This window comes from Kitasatospora sp. NPDC001527 (assembly GCF_040298605.1).
Lineage (GTDB): Bacteria > Actinomycetota > Actinomycetes > Streptomycetales > Streptomycetaceae > Kitasatospora.
This window is the reverse complement of sequence record NZ_JBEPAM010000043.1, coordinates 56,205-76,191: the sequence shown is the minus strand read 5'-3', so window position 1 is coordinate 76,191 and position 19,987 is coordinate 56,205. Positions and strand designations below refer to the sequence as shown.

Sequence of the window (19,987 nt, the reverse complement as noted above, 5' to 3'; positions counted from 1 at the left end):
CTGGCGTTGACTTTTGGCACGCTGTTGAGTTCTCAAGGAACGGACGCTTCCATCAGGCGGCTTTCACACCGGCCCTCCGGGCGCTTCGTTCTTTCCTGTCTCCAGCTTATCAGATGTTTTCCGTGCCGTTCCCGGCGCTTCCTTCATCCAACTCGCTGGTGTCTTCTGCGGCTTGACGCCCCGTCCGACGTTTCAAACTCTAGCCGATCACCGCTCCGAAAAGCGAATCCGGCCGCAATCCCCGAAAACAGGCACACCGAATAAACCCTGAGCCGGAACGCGTCGAAACACATAACGACACGCCTCGGCCCGCAACCGGGAAGAGGTGGTGTTTCAGAGGATTGGCCGCCCCGGGACCGTCCGCGCAGACGCGTGTCCGGTGCTCCCAGCCGAGCGACTAGAGAACACTACGCCCATTCGGGGGCTGAGGCAAACGGCCTACTCGGACGACGCGGGTGCAGGCGGCACGGCCGGCCTTCACGTACTCGCCGTTGGGGTGGTCGTTGCCGGTGACCCACCGGCGGGCGGTGGCCTCGTCGCGGCCCCCGGCGCGGTGGCGGTCGAGGAGGCGGGCCTCGCGGACGGCGTCGTCGGTCTCGACGTACCAGAGTTCGCGCAGCAGGCCGCGGGCCTCGGGCCAGGGGTGGTCTGCGGCGGCGAGGTAGTTGCCCTCGGTGATGACGAGGCGGGTGTGCGGGTGGACGACGTGGCGGGCGGCCACCGGTTCGTCGAGGTCGCGGTCGAAGTCCGGGACGTAGATGTCCTGGAAGCGCTCGGTCGCGACCCGGCGCAGCAGGGAGAGGTAACCGTGGGCGTCGAAGGTGGCGGGTGCGCCCTTGCGGTGGCCGAGGCCGAGGCGTTCCAGCTGGGCGCCGGAGAGGTGGAAGCCGTCGAGGGGGAGGTAGGCGGCGCTGCCCGGGCCCTCGCGGTGCTCGACCTCGTCGACGAGGTGCCGGGCCAGGGTGGACTTGCCGGCGCCGGGCGGGCCGGCGAGGCCGAGGATGGCGCGGGCGTTGCTGCCGGGGCCCCGCAGCAGGCCGAGGGCGAGGGCGGTGAGGCTCTCCGCGTCGAGGGCGGCCTCGGCGGGGGTTCCCGTGGATGTCCCGGTGGAGCGGTCCGCGTTCATGGGCGAACCCTACTCAGCGTTCGGCGAGGGCCGGCAGGTCCAGGGTGAGGGTGCCGGCGTCGGCGTCGAGCAGGGCGGGGACGCCGAGCGGGACGGTCAGGGTGGAGGGGCCGTGGCCGAATCCCAGTTCCCAGATGATCGGTATGCCGAGCGGTGCGAGGCGGTCGAGCATGACGTCCCGGACCCGGTCGAGCGGGCCGCAGCCCTCCCAGGAGCCGAGGGCGATGCCGGTGACTCCGTCGAAGGCGCCGGAGCGCAGGAGCTGGGTGAGGAGGCGGTCGAGCTGGTAGGGGTGCTCGTTGACGTCCTCGAGGATCAGGATGCTGCCGGCGAAGGAGGGGCGGGCGGCGGGGGTTCCGCGTTCGGCGGCGAGGACGTGGGTGCAGCCGCCGGCGGTGATGCCCCGGGCGCGGCCGGGGACGAGGGCGGTGGCGGTGGCCGAGGTGAGCACGGTCGTGGCGGCGGGGTCGAGGAGGGTGCGGCGCAGGTGTTCGGCGGTGGGCCCGTCCTCGAGGAAGGTGGCCGTGGCGCTCATCGGTCCGTAGAGGGTGGCGAGGCCGAGGCGCTGGGCGAAGGCCTCGTGCAGCGAGGAGACGTCGCTGAAGCCGATCAGCACCTTGGGCGGGGCGGCGCGCAGGGCGTCCCAGTCGAGGAGGTCGACCATGCGGTGGACGCCGTAGCCGCCGCGGGCGCAGATGACGGCGTCGACGGTGGGGTCGAGCCAGGCGGCCTGGAGGTCGGCGGCGCGATCGGCGTCGGTGCCGGCGAGGTGGCCGAGGACGGGGTGGGTGTCGAGGACGTGCGGGGCGACGGTGACGCGCAGGTCCCAGGAGCGCAGCAGGGCGGTGCCGGCGGCGAGGCGCTGGGGGTCGATGGGGCCGCTGGTGGCGACCACGGCGATGTGGTCCCCGGGCCGGAGGTGGGGCGGGCGGGTCAGTCCTCGGCCGGGGGTGGTCGGGTGCTGGTCCATGGCCGGGTTCCTTCCGGGGTGCGGTGTCTCGGGCGCGGGGGTCCCGGGGCCGGTGCGGGACCGGCCCCGAGAGGTTATGCCCCTGACGCGTTCACAGCGATCCCATGACCTCCCGGACTTCGGCGAGGGTGGCGTCGGCGATCGCGTTGGCGTGTTCGGAGCCGGCGCGCAGGACGTCGCGGAGGTGGCCGCGGTCGGCGGCGAGTTCGGCGCGGCGGGCGCGGATCGGGCGGAAGTACTCGTTGACGGCCTCGGTGACGGTGCGCTTGAGCGCGGCGGCGCCGCCGTCGCCGATCTCCTCGGCGACCTCCTCGGGGGCGCGGTCCTGGCAGAGGGCGGCGAGCAGGAGGAGGTTGGAGACCTCGGGCCGGGCGGCGGGGTCGTAGGTGATGCGGCGGTCGGCGTCGGTCTTGGCGCCCTTGAGGAGACGCGCGGTGGTGTCCTCGTCGGCGGCGAGCGGGACGGAGTTGCCGCGGCTCTTGCTCATCTTGCCGCCGTCGGTGCCGAGCAGCAGCGGGGCGGCGCCCAGCAGGGCCCGGGGACGGGGGAAGACGGTGGTGCCGTCGGGGCGGGGGTAGCGCTCGTTGAAGCGGCGGGCGACGGTGCGGGCGACCTCCAGGTGGGGCAGCTGGTCCTTGCCGACGGGGACCAGATCGGCCTTGCAGAAGAGGATGTCGGCGGCCTGGTGGACGGGGTAGGTGAGCATCAGTCCGTTGACGGCGGCCTGGCTGGAGTGGGCGATCTCGTCCTTGACGGTGGGGTTGCGGTGGAGCTCGGCGACGCTGACCAGGCTGAGGAAGGGAAGCAGCAGCTGGTTGAGGGCGGGGACGGAGCTGTGGGTGAAGATCGTGGCCCGGTCGGCGTCGATGCCGGTGGCGAGGTAGTCCAGGACGAGGTTCTCGGTGTGCTCGGCGAGGCGGTCGGCGAGGTCCCGGTCGGTGATGACCTGGTAGTCGGGGATGACCAGGAACATCTCGACGCCCAGGCGCTGGAGGCGGACGCGGTTGCGGAGGCTGCCGAAGTAGTGGCCGAGGTGGAGCGGGCCGGTGGGGCGGTCGCCGGTGAGGACGCGGTGGGCGGCCGGGTTGTCCCGGAGGCTCTCGTCGAGAGTGTCGGGAGTGTCGAGGATCTCGGGGGTGAGGGCGGCGGGGCCGGCGGCGTCGCCGGGCTCGTCGGGGTGGGACGGGCCGGCGACGGTCGTGGTCGTGGTCACGGGGTTTCTCCTCGGTACGGCGGTGGTGGCGGCCGTCCGGGGCTCGGGGCCCGTCCCGTCGGAGAAACGCAGCAGGGCCGTCCATCCCGGACGGCCCTGGTCAGGCGTGGCTGGTGGCCGTCCTAGGACGGCCACCAGTTCAGACCTGCGAAGCGCTTCATGGGTTCGAGGATAGCGGGTGCCCGCCAGGGTCCGCCGTGGTTTCCCCGGTTCGCCGTCAGTCCTCGACGACGAGGGCGGGGGTGTCCTTGCGGAGCGTCTCGCCCCGGAAGAAGGCGGGCCGGTAGACGCCGTACACGAGCATGAGCACCGCGCCGAGCAGCAGGATGCCGACGCCGATGACGAACACCGAGCCGATGCCGAACACGGCGCCGCTGCCGTAGGCGGGGTCCCAGGCGTCGGTGAGGGTCTGCAGGAAGACGCCGCTGAGCAGGACACCGCCGAGCAGCGGGGCGATGCCCTTGACGACGAGGTCGCGCAGGCTGTCGCGGAGCGAGCGGCGGAAGTACCAGACGCAGGCGAAGGCGGTCAGCGCGTAGTAGAAGCAGATCATCAGGCCGAGGGCCAGGATGGTGTCCTGGACGACGTTCTCGCTGATCACGCTCATGCCGACGTAGAAGGCGGCGGTGGCGATGCCGGCGGCGACGGTGGCGAAGCCGGGGGTGCGGTGGCGCGGGTGGACGGTGCCGAAGCGCGGCGGCACGGCGCGGTAGGCGCTCATCGCGAGCAGGGTGCGGGCGACCGGGATGAAGGTGGTCTGCAGGCTGGCGGCGGCGCTGGCGACGACGGCCACGAAGAGCAGGATGCTCCACGGGGAGCCGAGCACCGGGCGGGCCAGGGCGGCGAAGACGTTGTCGGCGGTGTCCGGGTTGCCGAGGCCGGTGCCGTTGGTGCCGACGCCGGCGAACATCTGGGCGGCGATGGCGACCAGCAGGTAGGAGCCGACCAGGGTGACCATGGAGATCATCGCGGCCCGGCCCGGGGTCTTGGCGCTGCCGCTGGTCTCCTCGTTCATGGTGAGGCAGGTGTCCCAGCCCCAGTACATGAAGATCGACAGCGACAGGCCGGCGGTGAACGCGCTGAACGAGCTCACTTCGAGCGGGTTGAGCCAGGAGGCGGAGAAGCCGATCGAGTCGGGCAGGTCGCCGGCGGCGGCCTTGGCGATGGCGATGCCGGCGAACAGCAGCAGGACGGCGAGCTGCAGGCCGACCAGGCTGTACTGGAACCACTTGGTGGCCGTCATGCCGCGATAGCTCATCGCGGTGGCGGCGGCGATGAGCACGACGACGGTGGCCAGGTGGACGGCCTTGTTGTCGTTGAGGTCGGCGACGGCGCCGCTGCCGGTCATCTCGCCGAGCATGAGGTACAGGAAGTCGGTGGCCACCCCGGCCAGGTTGGACAGCACGATGATCGTGGCGACCGTCAGGCCCCAGCCGGCCATCCAGCCGACCCGGGGGCCGAAGGCCTTGACCGTCCAGGTGAAGGACGTGCCGCAGTCCGGGAAGTCCTTGTTGAGCTCCTTGTACGCGAACGCGACGAGCAGCATCGGCAGGAAGCCGGCCAGGAAGACCGCGGGCATCTGGACGCCGACCGCCGTGACGGTCGGCCCCAGGGTCGCGGTCAGGCAGTAGACCGGGGCGACCGTGGAGACGCCCAGGACCACGCTGCTCAGCAGGCCGACGGAGTTGCCCCGTAGGCCCTTGTCCCCCGCTGCCCCCGTCGCCCCCGCCGCCACCGGTCCGGTTCCGGGGGCTCCACCACTGGCACCACTGACCGGGGCACCCTGCGGAGCGGCGGGCGCCGTTGCCCGGCCGCTGCTTCCGTGCTCTGAGAGCTGCTGATCAACCACCAGCGCACCCTAGGTGCGCGTACCGAAGGTTGAGTAGGCCAACCTCGGGTGATCTGAGCCACTCCCTTTGATTTGCCAGCCAGCGACCAACAGTTGGCCGATGATGCATGGGCCGTTAAGGCGTGTACCTTTATTTCTAAGGGTTGTTACCGAATTGATGTGCCGGAATCGTCATGGTTTGTGATGTTTTCGAACCGGGTTTCGCGCCCTCGGGCGGTCCGGCGGGGAGCCCGCCGGGGACGTCGGATAGGTTTGCCTCACCTAACCCCGACGCCCCATCCCTGGAGGAGTGCCGCGTGTCCCCCACCCCCGGCCAGCCCACCGCCCACCGCCCCAGCCGCCGGACCCTGCTCACCGCGGCCCTCACCGGCGGAGCCGTTCTCGGCCTCGGCGGACTGCTCACCGCCTGCGGCAGCTCGGGCGACTCCGGCACGGACGGCTCCGGCTCCACCGGTTCCGGCGGCGGGACGGCCAAGCCCTCCGGCGGCTCCTCGCCGGACCAGAAGTCGGTCAAGCAGGGCGGCGACGACTACGCCACCGTGATCGAGAAGATGAAGGGCTTCGGCACCGACGCCGCCCCCGGCGTCTACCCCCGGACGATCAAGCACGCGATGGGCGAGACGGTCATCCCCGCCAAGCCGGTCCGGGTCGTGGTCCTCGACACCGGTGAGCTCGACAACGTCGTCTCGCTCGGCATCCAGCCGGTCGGCGTCGTCCACACCGACGGCTCCAAGAAGATGCCGTCCTACCTCGGGGACAAGGCCGGCAACCCCACCGACGTCGGCACCATCAACAGCCTCAACCTGGAGGCCATCGCCGCGCTCAAGCCCGACCTGATCCTCGGCAGCCAGCTGCGCGCCCAGGACCAGTACGCGCAGCTCTCCAAGATCGCGCCGACCGTCTTCTCGCTGCGCCCCGGCTACCCGTGGAAGCAGAACTTCCTGCTCAACGCGAGCCCGTTCGGCCTGGAGGCGGAGGCCAAGGCCCAGCTGGACGCCTACCAGGCGGCCGCCGCGGCGATCGGCGCCAAGCTCGGCGACAAGAAGCCGACCATCTCGCCACTGCGCTTCATGCCCGGCAAGACCCGGCTGTACGCGGAGCTGTCCTTCATCGGCACCATCCTCATCGACGCCCAGCTGCCGCAGCCCAAGATCGAGCAGGTCAAGGAGCTCGCGGTCGAGATCAGCCCCGAGCAGATCGACAAGGCCGACGCCGACTGGATCTTCTACGGCGTCTACGGCACCCCCAGCTCCACCAACCAGGACACGGTGCTCGGCGGGGCGCTGTGGAAGACGCTCGGCGCGGTCAAGTCCGGGCAGGCCCGTCCGGTGTCGGACGAGACCTGGTTCCTCGGTCTCGGCGTGGCCGCGGCCAACGTCGTCCTGAGCGAGCTCAAGGGCTTCGTGGCGCCCGGCGCCTGATCCGCGCTCACCGGGCGCCGCACGGGGCCGGTCCGGGCCGACGCGGTCCGGACCGGTCCGAAGGGGCGTCAGGGCGCGGGGCGGGCGGGACGGATGGGGCGGATGGGACAGAACGGCGGCGTGGGGCGCGCGGGGCGGAAAGGCGCTTGGAGCAGATCGCCCGGTGCGGGAGGATCGACGGCACCGAACCCCGAAGGGCCCGTACCAATGACCACGCTCGACCAGACCGCCGCCGACCCGCCGCCGTCGGCCCCGCCAGCCGCGCCGCCGGCCCCGTCCGTGCCCGCGCCCGCGCCTGCCCGCGAGGACGGGGCCGCGCAGGCCTCGGGATCCGCGGGAACCGCCGCGGGCGGTGCCGCGGGCGCCGTGCCGCCGGGCGGCGCGCCCCGCTGCTCGATCGCGGCGGCGGTGGCCGACGGCCGGACGGGCGGGACGGCCGGCGTCCTGCCCGGCGGTTCCGTGCCGCAGCCGCGCGGCGGCGGTGCCGGCGACCGGACCGGCGCCGCGCTCGGCCGTCCGGGTGACGGGGCCGCACCGGAGCGAACCGACGGCACGGACGGCGCCGGCGGTGGCGGCGGCGGCGAGGGCTTCGTCCGCCTGCAACAGCCGCCGGCCGCCCAGGACCGGACCGTCCCCGTGCTGCGCGCGGCCCGGGAGGAACTGCGCACCCTCGCCACCCGGCGCCCGGCTCCATCGCGCCGGCTGCGCCGGATGCACCCGCAGGCGGCCGGTCCGCTGCGGCCGGACACCGCGCGCACCGGCCCCGGAACGGCGGCGGACGTGCCGTCCGTCCCCGGGCCGCGCACCGACGACGACCGGACCGGCGCCGCCGCGCGGCCGGCGACGGGCACCGAGGCCCCGCTGGGCGTCCTGATCGGCGCCACCCCGCACCTGCCGGAGGCGGCCGGGCGACCGGGGCCGGCCGGCACGGCCACCCGGCCCGAGGAGCGCCCCGCCATCCGCGCCACCGCCGAACTCGTCCGGCTCGGCCGGGGGACCTGCCTGGTGGTGCTGCCCGCGTGGCGGCCCGCGATCGCCGTCTCGGTGCCGACCGAGCTGCTGCTGGGCGCCACCGGCCTCGCCTACGAGCGGCTGGCCGGGGCGCAGCTCTCCGTCGTGATCAACCCCGGCGCGCTGCACGACCGGGAGCTGGAGCCGCGGGACTGGCGGGCCGGCCCGCCCGGGCGGACGGGCCGGCGCGGCGGGCGGCGCACGGTCTAGGCCGGCCGGTTCAGGGGCGGACGGGCCGGTGAGGAGCGGGGCGGCCGTTCAGGAGCGGGCGGGGTCGGCGTTCGGGATGTAGCCGAGGTCGACGGGTTCGGGTGCCCGGCGGTCGGTGAGCCAGCCCTCCCGTACGGCCGCCAGCAGGTCGGGCAGCCGGGGCGGCCAGAGGGCGTCCGCGTTCTCGTCGGCGAGGTCCTGCGGGGTCCACCAGCGCCAGTCGAGGATCTTGTCGGCGGCGTGCGTCGCGCTGACGTCGCCGACCGGGCCGCGGTGCGGGCCGCTGGTGAGGTAGATGTGCTCGTGCTGGCGGACGGGCGTGCCGTGCCAGGTGAAGTCGTGCTCCCAGGTGCACAGCAGCGGGCCGGGTTCGAGGTCGGACCAGCCGGTCTCCTCCCGGAGCTCCCGGCGTGCCCCGGCCCACGGGGTCTCGCCGGGCTCGATGCCGCCGCCCGGCATGGTCCAGTGCACGCCGACCTCGCTGTTGTCCGAGCGCAGGAGGAAGACGGCGCCCCCTTCGTCCAGGACGACCGTGCGGGCCGCCTGCCGGGGGGTCCTTCGCGCGTTGCGCCACAGGTTTCGCATCGGGTCACTCTCGCAGCGGGCCGCGCGGGCGTCGAGTGGATTCCGGCCGGGGCCGGCCCGGTGGGCGGGGCTGTCGGCGCGGGCCGCCGGGCGGCTGCCCGGGCGGCCTCCCGGACGGGGCCGTCCATGCGGGGTCCAGGCCTGTGACGTCGGGGTTTTGACGGCCCGCCGGTCAGCCGGTGGCCTTACCCTGACGCCCATGCCCGCACCCGCCTTTCTCCTCCCCGCCCATCCGCTGGACCCGCGCCGGGTCGATCCGCAGTTCGCCTGGGAGGCCCGGCTGCTGCGCGACCTGGGCGGCGAGCACCACCTGGTCGACCACGACGCGCTGCTCGCCGGGGACGCCCACGGGGCCGTCCGCCTGGTGCCGGCGGGGCGCGGGCCGTTCTGGTACCGGGGGTGGATGCTGCCCTCGCCCCGCTACGCGGACTTCGCCGCCGCCCTGTCGGAACGCGGCGGGCAGCTGCTGACCAGCCCGCCCGGGTACGCCTCGGCGCACGAACTGCCGGGCTGGTACGAGGTGTTCGAGGGGGCCACGCCGCAGAGCGTCTGGCTGCCGCTGGCGGGCGCGGGGGGCGAAGCCGGGGCCGGAGCGGAGCCCGGGGCGGGGATCGAGCCGCCCGGTGCGGAGCGGCTGGCGGCGGCCGTCGCCCGGCTGGGCGGGCAGGGGCCGGCGATCGTCAAGGACTACGTGAAGTCCCGCAAGCACGAGTGGGACGAGGCCTGCTACATCCCGGAGTTGGCGGACTTGCCGGCCGTCGGGCGGGTGGTCGCGCGGTTCGTGGAACTGCAGGCCGAGCATCTGGCGGGCGGTGTGGTGCTGCGGCGGTTCGAGGAGTTCACCCGGGTGGTGTGGGACACCCCCGGCACCCCGGCCGGCGGTTCCGGGGGCGACTCGGAACCGCCGGCCGGGGGCCGCGACACGCGACCGGACGGTCGGCGGCGGGCCGTGGAGGCCCGGGTGTGGTGGCTGGACGGCGAGCCGGTGCTGGTCGGGCCGCACCCGGACCTGCCCGGCTGCCCGGCCGCGCCCGACCTGTCCGTGGTCCGGCCGCTGGTGCGCGCGCTGGGCTGCCGGTTCGTCACCACCGACCTCGCCGAGCGGGCCGACGGTTCCGGGTGGCGGGTGGTCGAGGTCGGGGACGGGCAGGTGAGCGAGCTGCCCCGGGGGATCGATCCCTCGGGGCTGCTGATCGCGCTGCTCGCGGCGTGACGCCGGCGAGATGCCGGCGGGCCGGGGGCGCGGGTGCCGGTTCCGGTACCCACGGCCCGGCCCGGTCCGGTCATCCGACGATCGCGTCCGCGGCCGCCACGGAGGCGGCGGCGCTCCGGTGGTGGCCCTCGGCCACGAACGCCTGCCAGAGCCGGGTGTACGCCCCGCCCCGGGCGAGCAGTTCGGCGTGCGTGCCGTCCTCGACCACCCGGCCGTGGTCCAGCACCACGACCCGGTCGGCCCGCTCGGCGGTGGTCAGCCGGTGGGCGATGACCAGGGTGGTGCGGCCGCCGCTGAGCCGGTCCGCGGCGTGGTTGACCGCCGCCTCGGTGGCCAGGTCGAGGGCCGCGGTGGCCTCGTCCAGCAGCAGGATGTCCGGGTCGACCAGCTCCGCCCGGGCCAGCGCGATCAGCTGGCGCTGGCCCGCCGAAAGGTTGCGCCCACGCCCGGCGACCTCGTGGTCGTAGCCGTCGGACAACCGGACGATCATGTCGTGCGCGCCGACCGCCCGGGCCGCCGCCTCCACCTCGGCCGCCGAGGCGCCGGGCCGGCCGTACGCGATCGCCTCGCGCACCGTCCCGGCGAACAGGTAGGCCTCCTGCGGCACCACGCCGAGCCGGTGCCGGTACTGCGCGAGGTCGTAGCGGGTCAGGTCCACGCCGTCGACCCGGACGGTGCCGGACGTCGCGTCGTAGAACCGGGCGACCAGCTTGACCAGGGTCGACTTGCCGGCCCCCGTCTCGCCGACCAGCGCCACCGTCTGCCCGGCGGGGATCCGCAGGCTGACATCGGTGAGGACGTCCGGGGCGCCGTCCGCTCCCCCGTTGTAGGCGAAGCCGACGCGGTCGAACTCGATCTCGCCGCGCAGTGCGGCCCGGACCGGCACCGGGTCGGCGGCCTGCGCGGTACTGGTCGGGGTGCGCAGCAGTTCGCGGATCCGGCCGAGGCCCACCGCCGCCTGCTGGTAGCCGTCGAACACCTGGGAGAGCTGGTTGACCGGCGCGAAGAACAGGTCGATGTAGAGCAGGTACGCCACCAGCGCGCCGACGGTGAGCGTGCCGGAGTCCACCCGCGAGGCGCCGACGATCAGCACCAGGGCGGCGGCCACGCTGGAGAGGAACTGCACGAACGGGAAGTACAGCGATATGTAGAGCTGGGCCCGGACGCGGGCCTGCCGGTAGGCAATGCCGCGGGCGACGAAGCGGTCGGTGTTGGTGTCCAGCCGGCGGAACGCCTGGACGATCCGCATGCCGGCCACGTTCTCCTGGAGATCGGCGTTGACCGTGCTGATGAGGTCCCGGGAGATCTCGTACTGGGCCTTGGACTTGCGTCGGAACACCAGGGTGGCCACGACCAGTGGCGGCAGCACGGCGAAGACCGCGAGGGCGAGTCCGGCGTCGATCACCAGCAGGGCCGCGAGGATGCCGAGGAAGGTCAGCAGGCTGACGACGGCCGTGACCACGCCGGTCTGCAGGAACGAGGTGAGCGAGTCCAGGTCGGTGGTCATCCGGGTCATGATCCGGCCGGACAGCTCGCGCTCGTAGTAGTCGAGGCCGAGCCGGTTGAGGTGGGCGAAGATCTTGAGCCGGAGGGTGTAGAGCACCCGTTCGCCGGTGCGGCCGCTGACCCGGTTCTCGGCGCTCTGCACCAGCCAGTCCAGCAGGACGATCGCCAGGGCGGTGAGCGCGGCGACGGCGACACCGGTCATGACGCCCTTGCTGACGCCGTCGTCGATGCCGTGCCGGATCAGGATCGGCAGGACCAGGCCGGCGCCCGCGTCCAGGGCGACCAGCACCAGGGCGAGGGCGAGCGGTGCGCGGAAGGGGCGCAGCAGGCGGCGGAGGCTGAAGTCGGGGTCGCCGTGCTCGGCCTCGGCGCGGGGGATCGCCGGGGTGTCGGTGGCGGGCGGGAGGGCGGTGACCCTGGCGAGCAGGTCGGGTGCGGCGGTGCGGGCCGCCTTGGCCAGGGCCGGGGTGGGCATCGCGGGGCGTGCGGGCGGCGCGGCGGCGGGGGCCGGCCGCGCCGGGTCCTTCGCTTCGGCCGGGTCGCCGGCCACCGTCGCTTCGGCTGCTTCGGCCAGGCCGGAGGGGTCGGACGGCTTCGGTGCGGCGAGGGTGCGCCCGGCCTCGGGGTCGGTGATCAGGGCCCGGTACTGGGGACATCGGGCCTCGAGTTCCTCGTGCGTGCCGAGGTCCAGCAGCCGGCCGTGGTCGAGGACGGCGATCCGGTCGGCCAGCTGGAGGGTGGAGCGGCGGTGCGCGATCAGCAGCGTGGTGCGGCCGGCCATGACCGAGCGCAGCGCGTCGTGGATCTCCGCCTCGATCTGCGGGTCGACCGCCGAGGTGGCGTCGTCGAGGAGCAGGATGCGGGGGTCGGTGAGGATGGCGCGGGCCAGCGCGATGCGCTGGCGCTGGCCGCCGGAGAGGGTGAGGCCCTGCTCGCCGACCTTGGTCTCGTAGCCGTCGGGCAGGGCCCGGACGAACTCGTCGGCCTGGGCGGCGCGGGCGGCGGCGACGACCTGCTCGTCGGTGGCGTCCGGGCGCCCGTAGGCGATGTTGGTGCGGACCGTCTCGGAGAAGAGGAAGCTCTCCTCGGGCACGATGCCGACGGCCGCCCGGACCGAGTCGAGGGTCAGGTCGCGCAGGTCGTGGCCGTAGAGCCGGACGGTGCCGGCCGCCGGGTCGTAGAACCGCGGCACCAGCTGGGCGACGGTGGACTTGCCCGAGCCGGACGCGCCGACCAGGGCCAGGGTCTCGCCCGGGGCCAGGCGCAGGTCGAGGTCGTGCAGGACGGGCGAAGGGTGCTCGGGGTCGTAGCGGAAGCCGACCCGGTCGAACTCCAGCGCCACCTCGGTGGTGAGCGGGCCGACCACGCGCGGGCCGGTGGTGCCGGGCCCGCCGGCGCCGGACGGCGCGGAGGCCTCGGTGCCGGACGCCGCGGAGGCCTCGGTGCCGGCGGGGGCGACGGCCGGGGTGCGGGCGAGGTCGAGGGTGACGGCGTCCGGGCGTTCCTGGACCAGCGGGCGCTCGTCGATCAGCTGGAGCACGCGCTCGACACCGGCGCGGGCCTGCTGGCCGACCGTGATCACCATGGTCAGCATCCGGACCGGGCCGGTCATCTGCGCCACGTAGGCGGAGAAGGCGACGAAGGTGCCGAGCGTGACCCGGCCGTCGACCGCCAGCCAGCCGCCGAAGGCCAGGACCGCCACCTGGGCGAGCGCGGGGATCGCCTGCATCGCGGGGTTGTAGCGGCTGTTGAGCCGGATCGAGCGGAGCCGGGCCGCGAAGAGGTGGCGCGAGGCCGTCTCCAGCTTGTCCAGTTCCTGCGCCTCCTGGCCGAAGCCCTTGACCACCCGCACGCCGCCGATCGCCTCGTCGACCACGCCGGCCACGGCGGCGGCCTCCTGCTGGGCGGCCCAGGTGGAGGGGAAGAGCCGCTTGCGGCTGAGCACCGAGACCCACCACAGCGCCGGGGCCATGACCAGGGCGACCAGGGTGAGCGGCGGCGAGAGCCAGATCATCACGCCGAGCGACATCGCGAACATGATCAGGAAGCCGGTCATCATGGGCAGCATCGAGAGCAGCCCGTTGACCAGCTGGAGGTCGGAGGTCGCGCGGCCGACCACCTGGCCGGTGTCCAGGCGGTCCTGGCGGTGGCCGTCGAGCCTGCCGAGCGAGCGGAAGAGGTCGGCGCGCAGGTCGTGCTGGACGTCGACGGCCAGCTGCCCGCCGTAGTAGCGGCGGACCTGGGTGCAACCGAACACCACGGCGGCGGCCAGCAGCAGGACCACGGCCCAGGGGGCGAGCGGGCGGGTGTGCGCGGTGATGACGTCGTCGATGATCACCTTGGTGACCAGGGGCACCAGGGCGGTGACGGCCATGCCGAGGAGCGAGGCGCCGAAGGCGAGGAGCACGCTGCGCCGGGAGCGCCAGCAGTAGCCGAGCAGCCGGCGGAGCCAGCCCTGGCCGTCGGTGCCGTCGGCGCCGGCCTCGTGGCCGCCGTGGGCGGGGGTGCCGGCGGCGGTGCCGTCGGGAGTCGTGGGGTCCGGGGCCGGGCCCGGTCGGGCGTGCCCGTCCCCGGCGCCGCCCGGGGTGTCGGTTCGGGTGCCGCTCGGGGAAAGCTCCACCGTAGATCCGTGAGTCTCAGGCATATTTAGGGATGCTAACCATTCCGTCGGGTGGCCGCCATGGAGTTTCAGGCCAGGGCGAGCCGGGGGTCCCGGCCCGACGGAGGGGGCAACAGCCCGCAACCTGCGGTGATTCCCGGCGGACCGGACCGGCGCGCCCGCTACCAGGGTCGCCGACGAACCCCGGGCCGCCCACCGCCCAGCGGCGCAGAGCGCGGGCCTCCCTTGGTCCTAGGCCGCCGGCCCGAGCGCGCGCCCGGCCCCGCGTCCGCCGGCCGCACTCCCCCGGACGGCGCAACCGGCCCCGGCGGGATCCTGACTCAGGCCCGCGCACCGGCGTCGGCCCCGACGCGGGTGGTCCCGTCGGCCCCGGCGGCCCCGTCGTCGGCGGCGGTGGTGACGGCGGCCGCTGCCGCCGAGAAGGCCCCGTGGGCCAGGTCGTGCAGCAGCGAGGCCATCGCGTCGCGCGCGAGCCCGGCCCGCTCGTCGCCGTGGGCGGGGTTCGGCCCGTGGCTGTGCGGGGTGGAGTTGATCAGCCCGAAGACGGCGTGCACGGACGCCCGGGCCACCGGCTCGGCGGACGGGACCGCGAGCGGCGGATAGGCCTGGCGGACCACGTCGACCCAGAGTTCCACATAGGCGCGCTGGAGACGGCGGACGGTCCGGCGGTCCTCCTCGCGGAGGTTGAGCAGTTCCCGGTCGTGCAGGGTGATCAGGTCGCGGTCGTCCAGCGCGAAGTCGACGTGGCGGCCGATCAGCGCGTCCAGCGCGGCGGCCGGGCCCTCGCTGCCGCCCGCCCGGCGGCGCCCCTCCTCCAGCAGCCGCTCGCTGATGCCGACGAGCAGGTCGGCGAGCATGGCGTCCTTGCCGGCGAAGTGCCGGTAGAGCCCGGGCCCGCTGATCCCGACGGCCTTGCCGATCTCGTCCACGCCGACGCCGAGGAAACCCCGGGCCGCGAACAGGCGGGCGGCCTCCTTGCGGATCTGGTCACGGCGTGGGAGCCCGGAGGCGGGTGGGACGTTCGGCATGCCGTCCATCGTAGACAGTGGGGTTATCGGTCGTTAACCTGGGCGACGAAAGTTAACGTTCATTAACGTGTGGGGGTCGCGGGCTCACCAGCCCTGTCGGCCCACCTGCCGCCGAGGGCAAGGGAGCTCTTGGGATGGTCATCTCCACCGCCGGCGCACCCACCGGCATCAACGGCAGCGCGGCGGCCGGCACCCCGGGCACCGCCGCTCCTGCACCCCGGCTCGGCACGGCCGCCGACCCCGGTTCCGAGGCGTACCGGACCAACACCGCCGCCCACCGGGCCCTGGTCGCCGAACTGCGCGAGAAGCTCGGCACGGCCGCGCTCGGCGGCGGCGCCAAGGCCCGCGCCCGGCACACCGCGCGCGGCAAGCTGCTCCCCCGCGACCGGGTGGACACCCTGCTCGACCCGGCCTCCCCCTTCCTCGAACTGGCCCCGCTGGCGGCCGACGGGATGTACGACGGCGCCGCCCCGGCCGCCGGGGTGATCGCCGGCATCGGCCGGGTCGCCGGGCGCGAGGTGGTCGTGGTCGCCAACGACGCCACCGTCAAGGGCGGCACCTACTACCCGATGACGGTCAAGAAGCACCTGCGCGCCCAGGAGGTCGCGCTGGAGAACCGGCTGCCCTGCGTCTACCTGGTCGACTCCGGCGGCGCCTTCCTCCCGATGCAGGACGAGGTCTTCCCGGACCGCGACCACTTCGGCCGGATCTTCTACAACCAGGCCCGCCTCTCGGCCGCGGGCATCCCGCAGATCGCCGCCGTGCTCGGCTCCTGCACGGCCGGCGGCGCGTACGTCCCGGCGATGAGCGACCAGGCCGTCATCGTCCGCAATCAGGGCACCATCTTCCTCGGCGGGCCGCCGCTGGTGAAGGCCGCGACCGGCGAGGTGGTGACGGCCGAGGAGCTCGGCGGCGGCGACCTGCACGCGCGGACCTCCGGCGTCACGGACCACCTGGCCGAGGACGACGCCCACGCCCTGTCCATCGTCCGCACCATCGTCGCCGGGCTCGGCCCGCGCCCGGCCCGCCCGTGGCCGCTCACCCCGGCCGAGGCACCGGCCGTCGACCCCGCCGGCCTGTACGGGGCCGTCCCGGTCGACCCGCGCACGCCCTACGACGTGCGCGAGGTGATCGCCCGGCTGGTCGACGGCAGCCGGTTCGCCGAGTTCAAGGCCGAGTACGGCGCGACCCTGGTGACCGGCTTCGCCCGGATCCACGGCCACCCCGTCGGCATCGTCGCCAACAACGGCGTGCTGTTCGCCGAGTCCGCCCTCAAGGGCGCCCACTTCATCGAGCTGTGCGACCAGCGGGGCATCCCCCTCCTCTTCCTGCAGAACATCACCGGCTTCATGGTCGGCCGGCAGTACGAGGCGGGCGGCATCGCCAAGCACGGCGCCAAGATGGTCAACGCCGTCGCCTGCACCCGCGTCCCGAAACTGACGGTGGTGATCGGCGGCTCGTACGGAGCCGGCAACTACTCGATGTGCGGCCGGGCCTACTCACCCCGCTTCCTGTGGATGTGGCCGAACGCCAAGATCTCCGTGATGGGCGGCGAGCAGGCCGCGTCGGTGCTGGCCACCGTCCGCCGCGACCAGCTGGAGGCGCACGGCGAGCAGTGGCCCGCCGAGGCGGAGGAGGAGTTCAAGCGCCCCGTGCGCGAGCAGTACGAGCGCCAGGGCAACGCCTACTACGCCACCGCCCGGCTCTGGGACGACGGTGTGATCGACCCGATGGACACCCGGACCGTGCTCGGCCTGGCGCTCACCGCCTGCGCCAACGCCCCGCTCCCGGCGCCCGGCCCGTTCGGCGTCTTCCGCATGTAGCGCTCCTCCCGGGCGGCGGTCCACCCGCCCCGCCGCCTCCCCGGTGTCCGGCGCCCACCCGGTGCCACACCTCTTCGTACGGCTCCTTTCGACCGGAGGAACGCCTCCCATGTTCGACACAGTCCTGGTCGCCAACCGCGGCGAGATCGCCGTCCGGGTGATCCGCACCCTGCGGCGGCTCGGCGTGCGCTCGGTCGCCGTGTTCAGCGACGCCGACGCCGACGCGCCCCACGTCCGCGAGGCCGACGTCGCGGTCCGGCTCGGCCCGGCCGACCGCAGCGACAGCTCCGCCGCCGAGACCTACCTGCGGACCGACCAGATCCTCGCCGCCGCCCGCCGGACCGGCGCCCGGGCCGTCCACCCCGGCTACGGCTTCCTCGCCGAGAACGCCTCCTTCGCCCGCGCCTGCGCCGACGCCGGCCTCGTCTTCATCGGACCTCCTCCCGCCGCGGTCGAGCTGATGGGTGACAAGATCAACGCCAAGGAGGCCGTACGGGCCGCCGGCGTGCCGGTGGTTCCGGGCAGCCAGGCCACCGCGCCCACCGACGAGGAACTCGTCGCGGCCGCCGAGGGGATCGGCTACCCCGTGCTGCTCAAGCCGTCCGCCGGCGGCGGCGGCAAGGGCATGCGGCTAGTCCGCGACCCGGCCGACCTGCCGACCGAGATCGCCGCGGCCCGGCGCGTCGCCCGCACCGCCTTCGGCGACGACACCCTGCTGCTGGAGCGCTGGGTCGACCGCCCGCGCCACATCGAGGTCCAGGTGCTGGCCGACGCCCACGGCACCACCGTCCACCTCGGCGAGCGCGAGTGCAGCCTGCAGCGCCGCCATCAGAAGCTGATCGAAGAGGCTCCCTCCGTCCTGCTCAATGCCGAGACCCGCGCCGCGATGGGCGCCGCGGCCGTCCGGGCCGCCGAGTCCTGCGGCTACACCGGCGCCGGCACCGTGGAGTTCATCGTCCCCGGCGTCGGCCCGGACTCCCCCGCCACCGACAAGGGCGTGCGGGACTTCTTCTTCATGGAGATGAACACCCGTCTCCAGGTGGAGCACCCCGTCACCGAGCTGGCCGTCGCCGTGGCCGACCCCGAGTCGTCCGCCGGCCGGCCCCGGCGGCTGGACCTGGTCGAGTGGCAGCTGCGGATCGCCGCCGGTGAGCCCCTCTCCTTCGCCCAGTCGGACATCTCCTTCCAGGGCCACGCCATCGAGGCCCGAATCTGCGCCGAGGACCCGGAACGCGACTTCCTGCCCACCGGCGGACGCATCCTGCTCCTCGACGAACCGCGGGGCGAGGGCATCCGGGTGGACTCCGGAGTCGCCCCCGGAACCGTGATCACCAGCTCCTACGACCCGATGCTCGCCAAGGTCATCGCCTACGGGCCCGACCGCCCGACCGCGCTGCGGCGCCTGCGCGCCGCGCTGGCCGACACCCGGATCCTCGGCGTCACCACCAACACCGGCTTCCTGCGGCGGCTGCTCGCCCACCCCGAGGTCGCCGCCGGACGGCTCGACACCGGCCTGGTCGAGCAGACGGCGCAGCAGCAGCCCGGGCTGCTCGCCTCGCCGTACTCCCCGGCCGCCGCGGTCGCACCACCGGCCGAGCCCTCCGGCTCCCTGCCGCCGGAGCCTCCGGCCCCCGCCCACCTCCTCTACTACGCGGCCGCGCTCGCGCGGCACCTGGACCTCGCCCCGGCCTCCGACGCCGACGGCTGGACCGACCCGTTCTCCCTTCCCTCCGGCTGGCGCCTGGGCGGCGACCCGGCCTGGACCACCCACCGACTCCGTACCCCCGGCCAGGAACCGGTGTCGGTGCGCGTCCGATCGATCACTGCGGGCAACGTAACGGACACCACTGACAATCCGTCCGACAGCGCCCTGGAGGTCGAGATCCGGCTCGACGCCGGTCCGGTCCACCGGGCCCGGGCCGGCCGCTCCGGCGACCGCCTCCAGCTGACCGTCGACGGCCTGCGGACGAGTTTCACCCTCGTCGCCGACGGCCCCGCCGCGCCCGCCGGCGGCCCGGTGACCTGGCTCGGCGTCGACGGCGACGCCTGGCCGGTGCACACCCACGACGCGGTCGGCGTGGGCGCCGCCGCCGGCGCCGCCCACCACGGCGCCCTGACCGCGCCGATGCCGGGCACCGTCACGGTCGTGAAGACCGCGGCCGGGGAGTCGGTCCGCAAGGGCCAGCCCCTGCTCGTCCTGGAGGCCATGAAGATGGAACACGTGATCGCCGCCCCGCACGACGGCACGGTGAGCGAGCTGCGGGCCACCGCCGGCGCCACCGTGGCGATGGAGGAGCTGCTGGTCGTGGTGGCCCCCGCCGAGGCCGAGCCCGCCCCCGCGGCGGTGGCGTCGTGACCGCCCCCACGCCGGGAGGCGGCTCCCCCGCCCGCGAACCGGACGCCCTCGACCTGGGCCTGCCGGACCCGGTCCGCGCCCCCGGCCTGCCCGAGGAGGTGCGGATCCACGAGGTCGGCCCCCGCGACGGCCTGCAGAACGAGGGCTCGCTCGTCCCCGTCGAGGTCAAGGCCGAGTTCATCGCCCGGCTCGCGGCCGCCGGGCTGCGAACCGTCGAGGCCACCAGCTTCGTTCACCCGAAATGGGTACCCCAGCTCGCCGACGCCGAGGACCTGATGCCCCGGCTCGCCGGCCTGCCGGAGCGCCACCCCGGCCTGCGGCTGCCGGTGCTGGTGCCCAACGAGCGCGGCCTGGACCGCGCGCTGGCCCACCACGCCACCGACGTCGCGGTGTTCGCCAGCGCCACCGAGACCTTCGCCCGCCGCAACCTCAACCGCTCGGCGGACGAGGCGATGGCGATGTTCCGCCCCGTGGTGGAACGGGCCGCGGCGGCCGGGATCCCGGTCCGCGGCTACCTGTCGATGTGCTTCGGCGACCCCTGGGAGGGCCCGGTCCCGGTCGCCCAGGTGGTCCGCTTCGGCGTGCGGCTGCTGGAAATGGGCTGCGCCGAACTGAGCCTCGGCGACACCATCGGCGTGGCCACCCCCGGCCAGGTCACCGCCCTGCTCGAGGGGTTCGCCGCGGCGGGGGTGCCGACCGGCCGGCTCGCCGTGCACTTCCACGACACCTACGGCCAGGCACTCAGCAACACGCTGGCCGCGCTGCGCAGCGGGGTCACCACCGTCGACGCCTCGGCCGGCGGGCTGGGCGGCTGCCCCTACGCCAAGAGCGCCACCGGCAACCTGGCCACCGAGGACCTGGTGTGGATGCTGCACGGACTCGGCATCCGGACCGGCGTCGACCTGCGCGCCCTGGTCGCCACCAGCGGCTGGATGGCGCGCCGGCTCGGCAGACCGAGCCCGTCCCGCACGGTCCAGGCCCTGCTCGGCACCACTCCCGCCGGATCACCGGACTGACCGGACCGGCCCGCACCGACCGCCCGTCACACCCGCACGG

The 19,987-nt window shown here is 74.4% G+C and carries 13 protein-coding genes; 6 read left to right on the top strand and 7 right to left on the bottom strand.

Annotated features, from left to right (window positions below; translation table 11 throughout):
- Positions 1 to 397: 397 nt before the first annotated feature.
- The 4 genes from ABT238_RS30045 to ABT238_RS30030 form a co-directional block, all read right to left on the bottom strand.
- A complete protein-coding gene (locus tag ABT238_RS30045) occupies positions 398 to 1,126 on the bottom strand; it encodes a nucleoside/nucleotide kinase family protein (RefSeq protein ID WP_350570218.1) in 729 nt (242 codons plus the stop codon).
- A 13-nt stretch (positions 1,127 to 1,139) separates the two neighbouring features.
- Positions 1,140 to 2,096, bottom strand: a complete 957-nt coding sequence (locus ABT238_RS30040) for a S66 peptidase family protein (RefSeq protein ID WP_350801077.1) — start codon at positions 2,094 to 2,096, stop codon at positions 1,140 to 1,142.
- Between the two features lie 91 nt (positions 2,097 to 2,187).
- Positions 2,188 to 3,225, bottom strand: a complete 1,038-nt coding sequence (gene trpS / locus ABT238_RS30035) for a tryptophan--tRNA ligase (protein WP_350570276.1) — start codon at positions 3,223 to 3,225, stop codon at positions 2,188 to 2,190.
- Between the two features lie 301 nt (positions 3,226 to 3,526).
- Positions 3,527 to 5,044, bottom strand: a complete 1,518-nt coding sequence (locus tag ABT238_RS30030; RefSeq protein WP_350570220.1) for an APC family permease — start codon at positions 5,042 to 5,044, stop codon at positions 3,527 to 3,529.
- A gap of 410 nt (positions 5,045 to 5,454) precedes the next feature.
- On the opposite strand from ABT238_RS30030, the gene ABT238_RS30025 reads away from it, so the two are divergent.
- Both ABT238_RS30025 and ABT238_RS30020 read left to right on the top strand, forming a co-directional pair.
- A complete protein-coding gene (locus ABT238_RS30025; protein ID WP_502884356.1) occupies positions 5,455 to 6,579 on the top strand; it encodes an ABC transporter substrate-binding protein in 1,125 nt (374 codons plus the stop codon).
- Positions 6,580 to 6,786: 207 nt separating this feature from the next.
- Positions 6,787 to 7,800, top strand: a complete 1,014-nt coding sequence (locus ABT238_RS30020) for a hypothetical protein (RefSeq protein ID WP_350801066.1) — start codon at positions 6,787 to 6,789, stop codon at positions 7,798 to 7,800.
- A gap of 48 nt (positions 7,801 to 7,848) precedes the next feature.
- Here ABT238_RS30020 and ABT238_RS30015 read toward each other — a convergent pair whose 3' ends face one another.
- Positions 7,849 to 8,385, bottom strand: a complete 537-nt coding sequence (locus ABT238_RS30015) for an NUDIX hydrolase (RefSeq protein WP_350801061.1) — start codon at positions 8,383 to 8,385, stop codon at positions 7,849 to 7,851.
- Between the two features lie 199 nt (positions 8,386 to 8,584).
- Between ABT238_RS30015 and ABT238_RS30010 the strand changes: the two genes are divergently transcribed.
- A complete protein-coding gene (locus ABT238_RS30010; protein WP_350570224.1) occupies positions 8,585 to 9,598 on the top strand; it encodes an ATP-grasp domain-containing protein in 1,014 nt (337 codons plus the stop codon).
- A 70-nt stretch (positions 9,599 to 9,668) separates the two neighbouring features.
- On the opposite strand, the gene ABT238_RS30005 is transcribed toward ABT238_RS30010, so the two are convergent.
- Positions 9,669 to 13,544 carry an ABC transporter ATP-binding protein gene (locus ABT238_RS30005; RefSeq protein ID WP_350801099.1) on the bottom strand — a complete coding sequence of 1,292 codons (3,876 nt, stop codon included), beginning with the start codon at positions 13,542 to 13,544 and terminating at the stop codon, positions 9,669 to 9,671.
- Positions 13,545 to 14,044: 500 nt separating this feature from the next.
- Complete coding sequence (locus tag ABT238_RS30000) at positions 14,045 to 14,752, bottom strand: SACE_7040 family transcriptional regulator (RefSeq protein WP_350570225.1); 708 nt, start codon at positions 14,750 to 14,752, stop codon at positions 14,045 to 14,047.
- 134 nt (positions 14,753 to 14,886) lie between these two features.
- Between ABT238_RS30000 and ABT238_RS29995 the strand changes: the two genes are divergently transcribed.
- The 3 genes from ABT238_RS29995 to ABT238_RS29985 all read left to right on the top strand — a co-directional run bounded on the left by ABT238_RS29995 (position 14,887) and on the right by ABT238_RS29985 (position 19,947).
- On the top strand, positions 14,887 to 16,575 hold the full coding sequence (locus ABT238_RS29995) for a carboxyl transferase domain-containing protein (protein WP_350801050.1): 1,689 nt from the start codon (positions 14,887 to 14,889) through the stop codon (positions 16,573 to 16,575).
- Between the two features lie 109 nt (positions 16,576 to 16,684).
- Entirely contained in the window at positions 16,685 to 18,931 is a 2,247-nt protein-coding gene (locus ABT238_RS29990) for an acetyl/propionyl/methylcrotonyl-CoA carboxylase subunit alpha (RefSeq protein ID WP_350801038.1), read from the top strand.
- Positions 18,928 to 19,947, top strand: coding sequence for a hydroxymethylglutaryl-CoA lyase (locus ABT238_RS29985; protein WP_502884357.1), 1,020 nt, complete (start codon positions 18,928 to 18,930; stop codon positions 19,945 to 19,947). Before ABT238_RS29990 ends, ABT238_RS29985 begins: the two co-directional genes overlap by 4 nt.
- Positions 19,948 to 19,987: the final 40 nt, after the last annotated feature.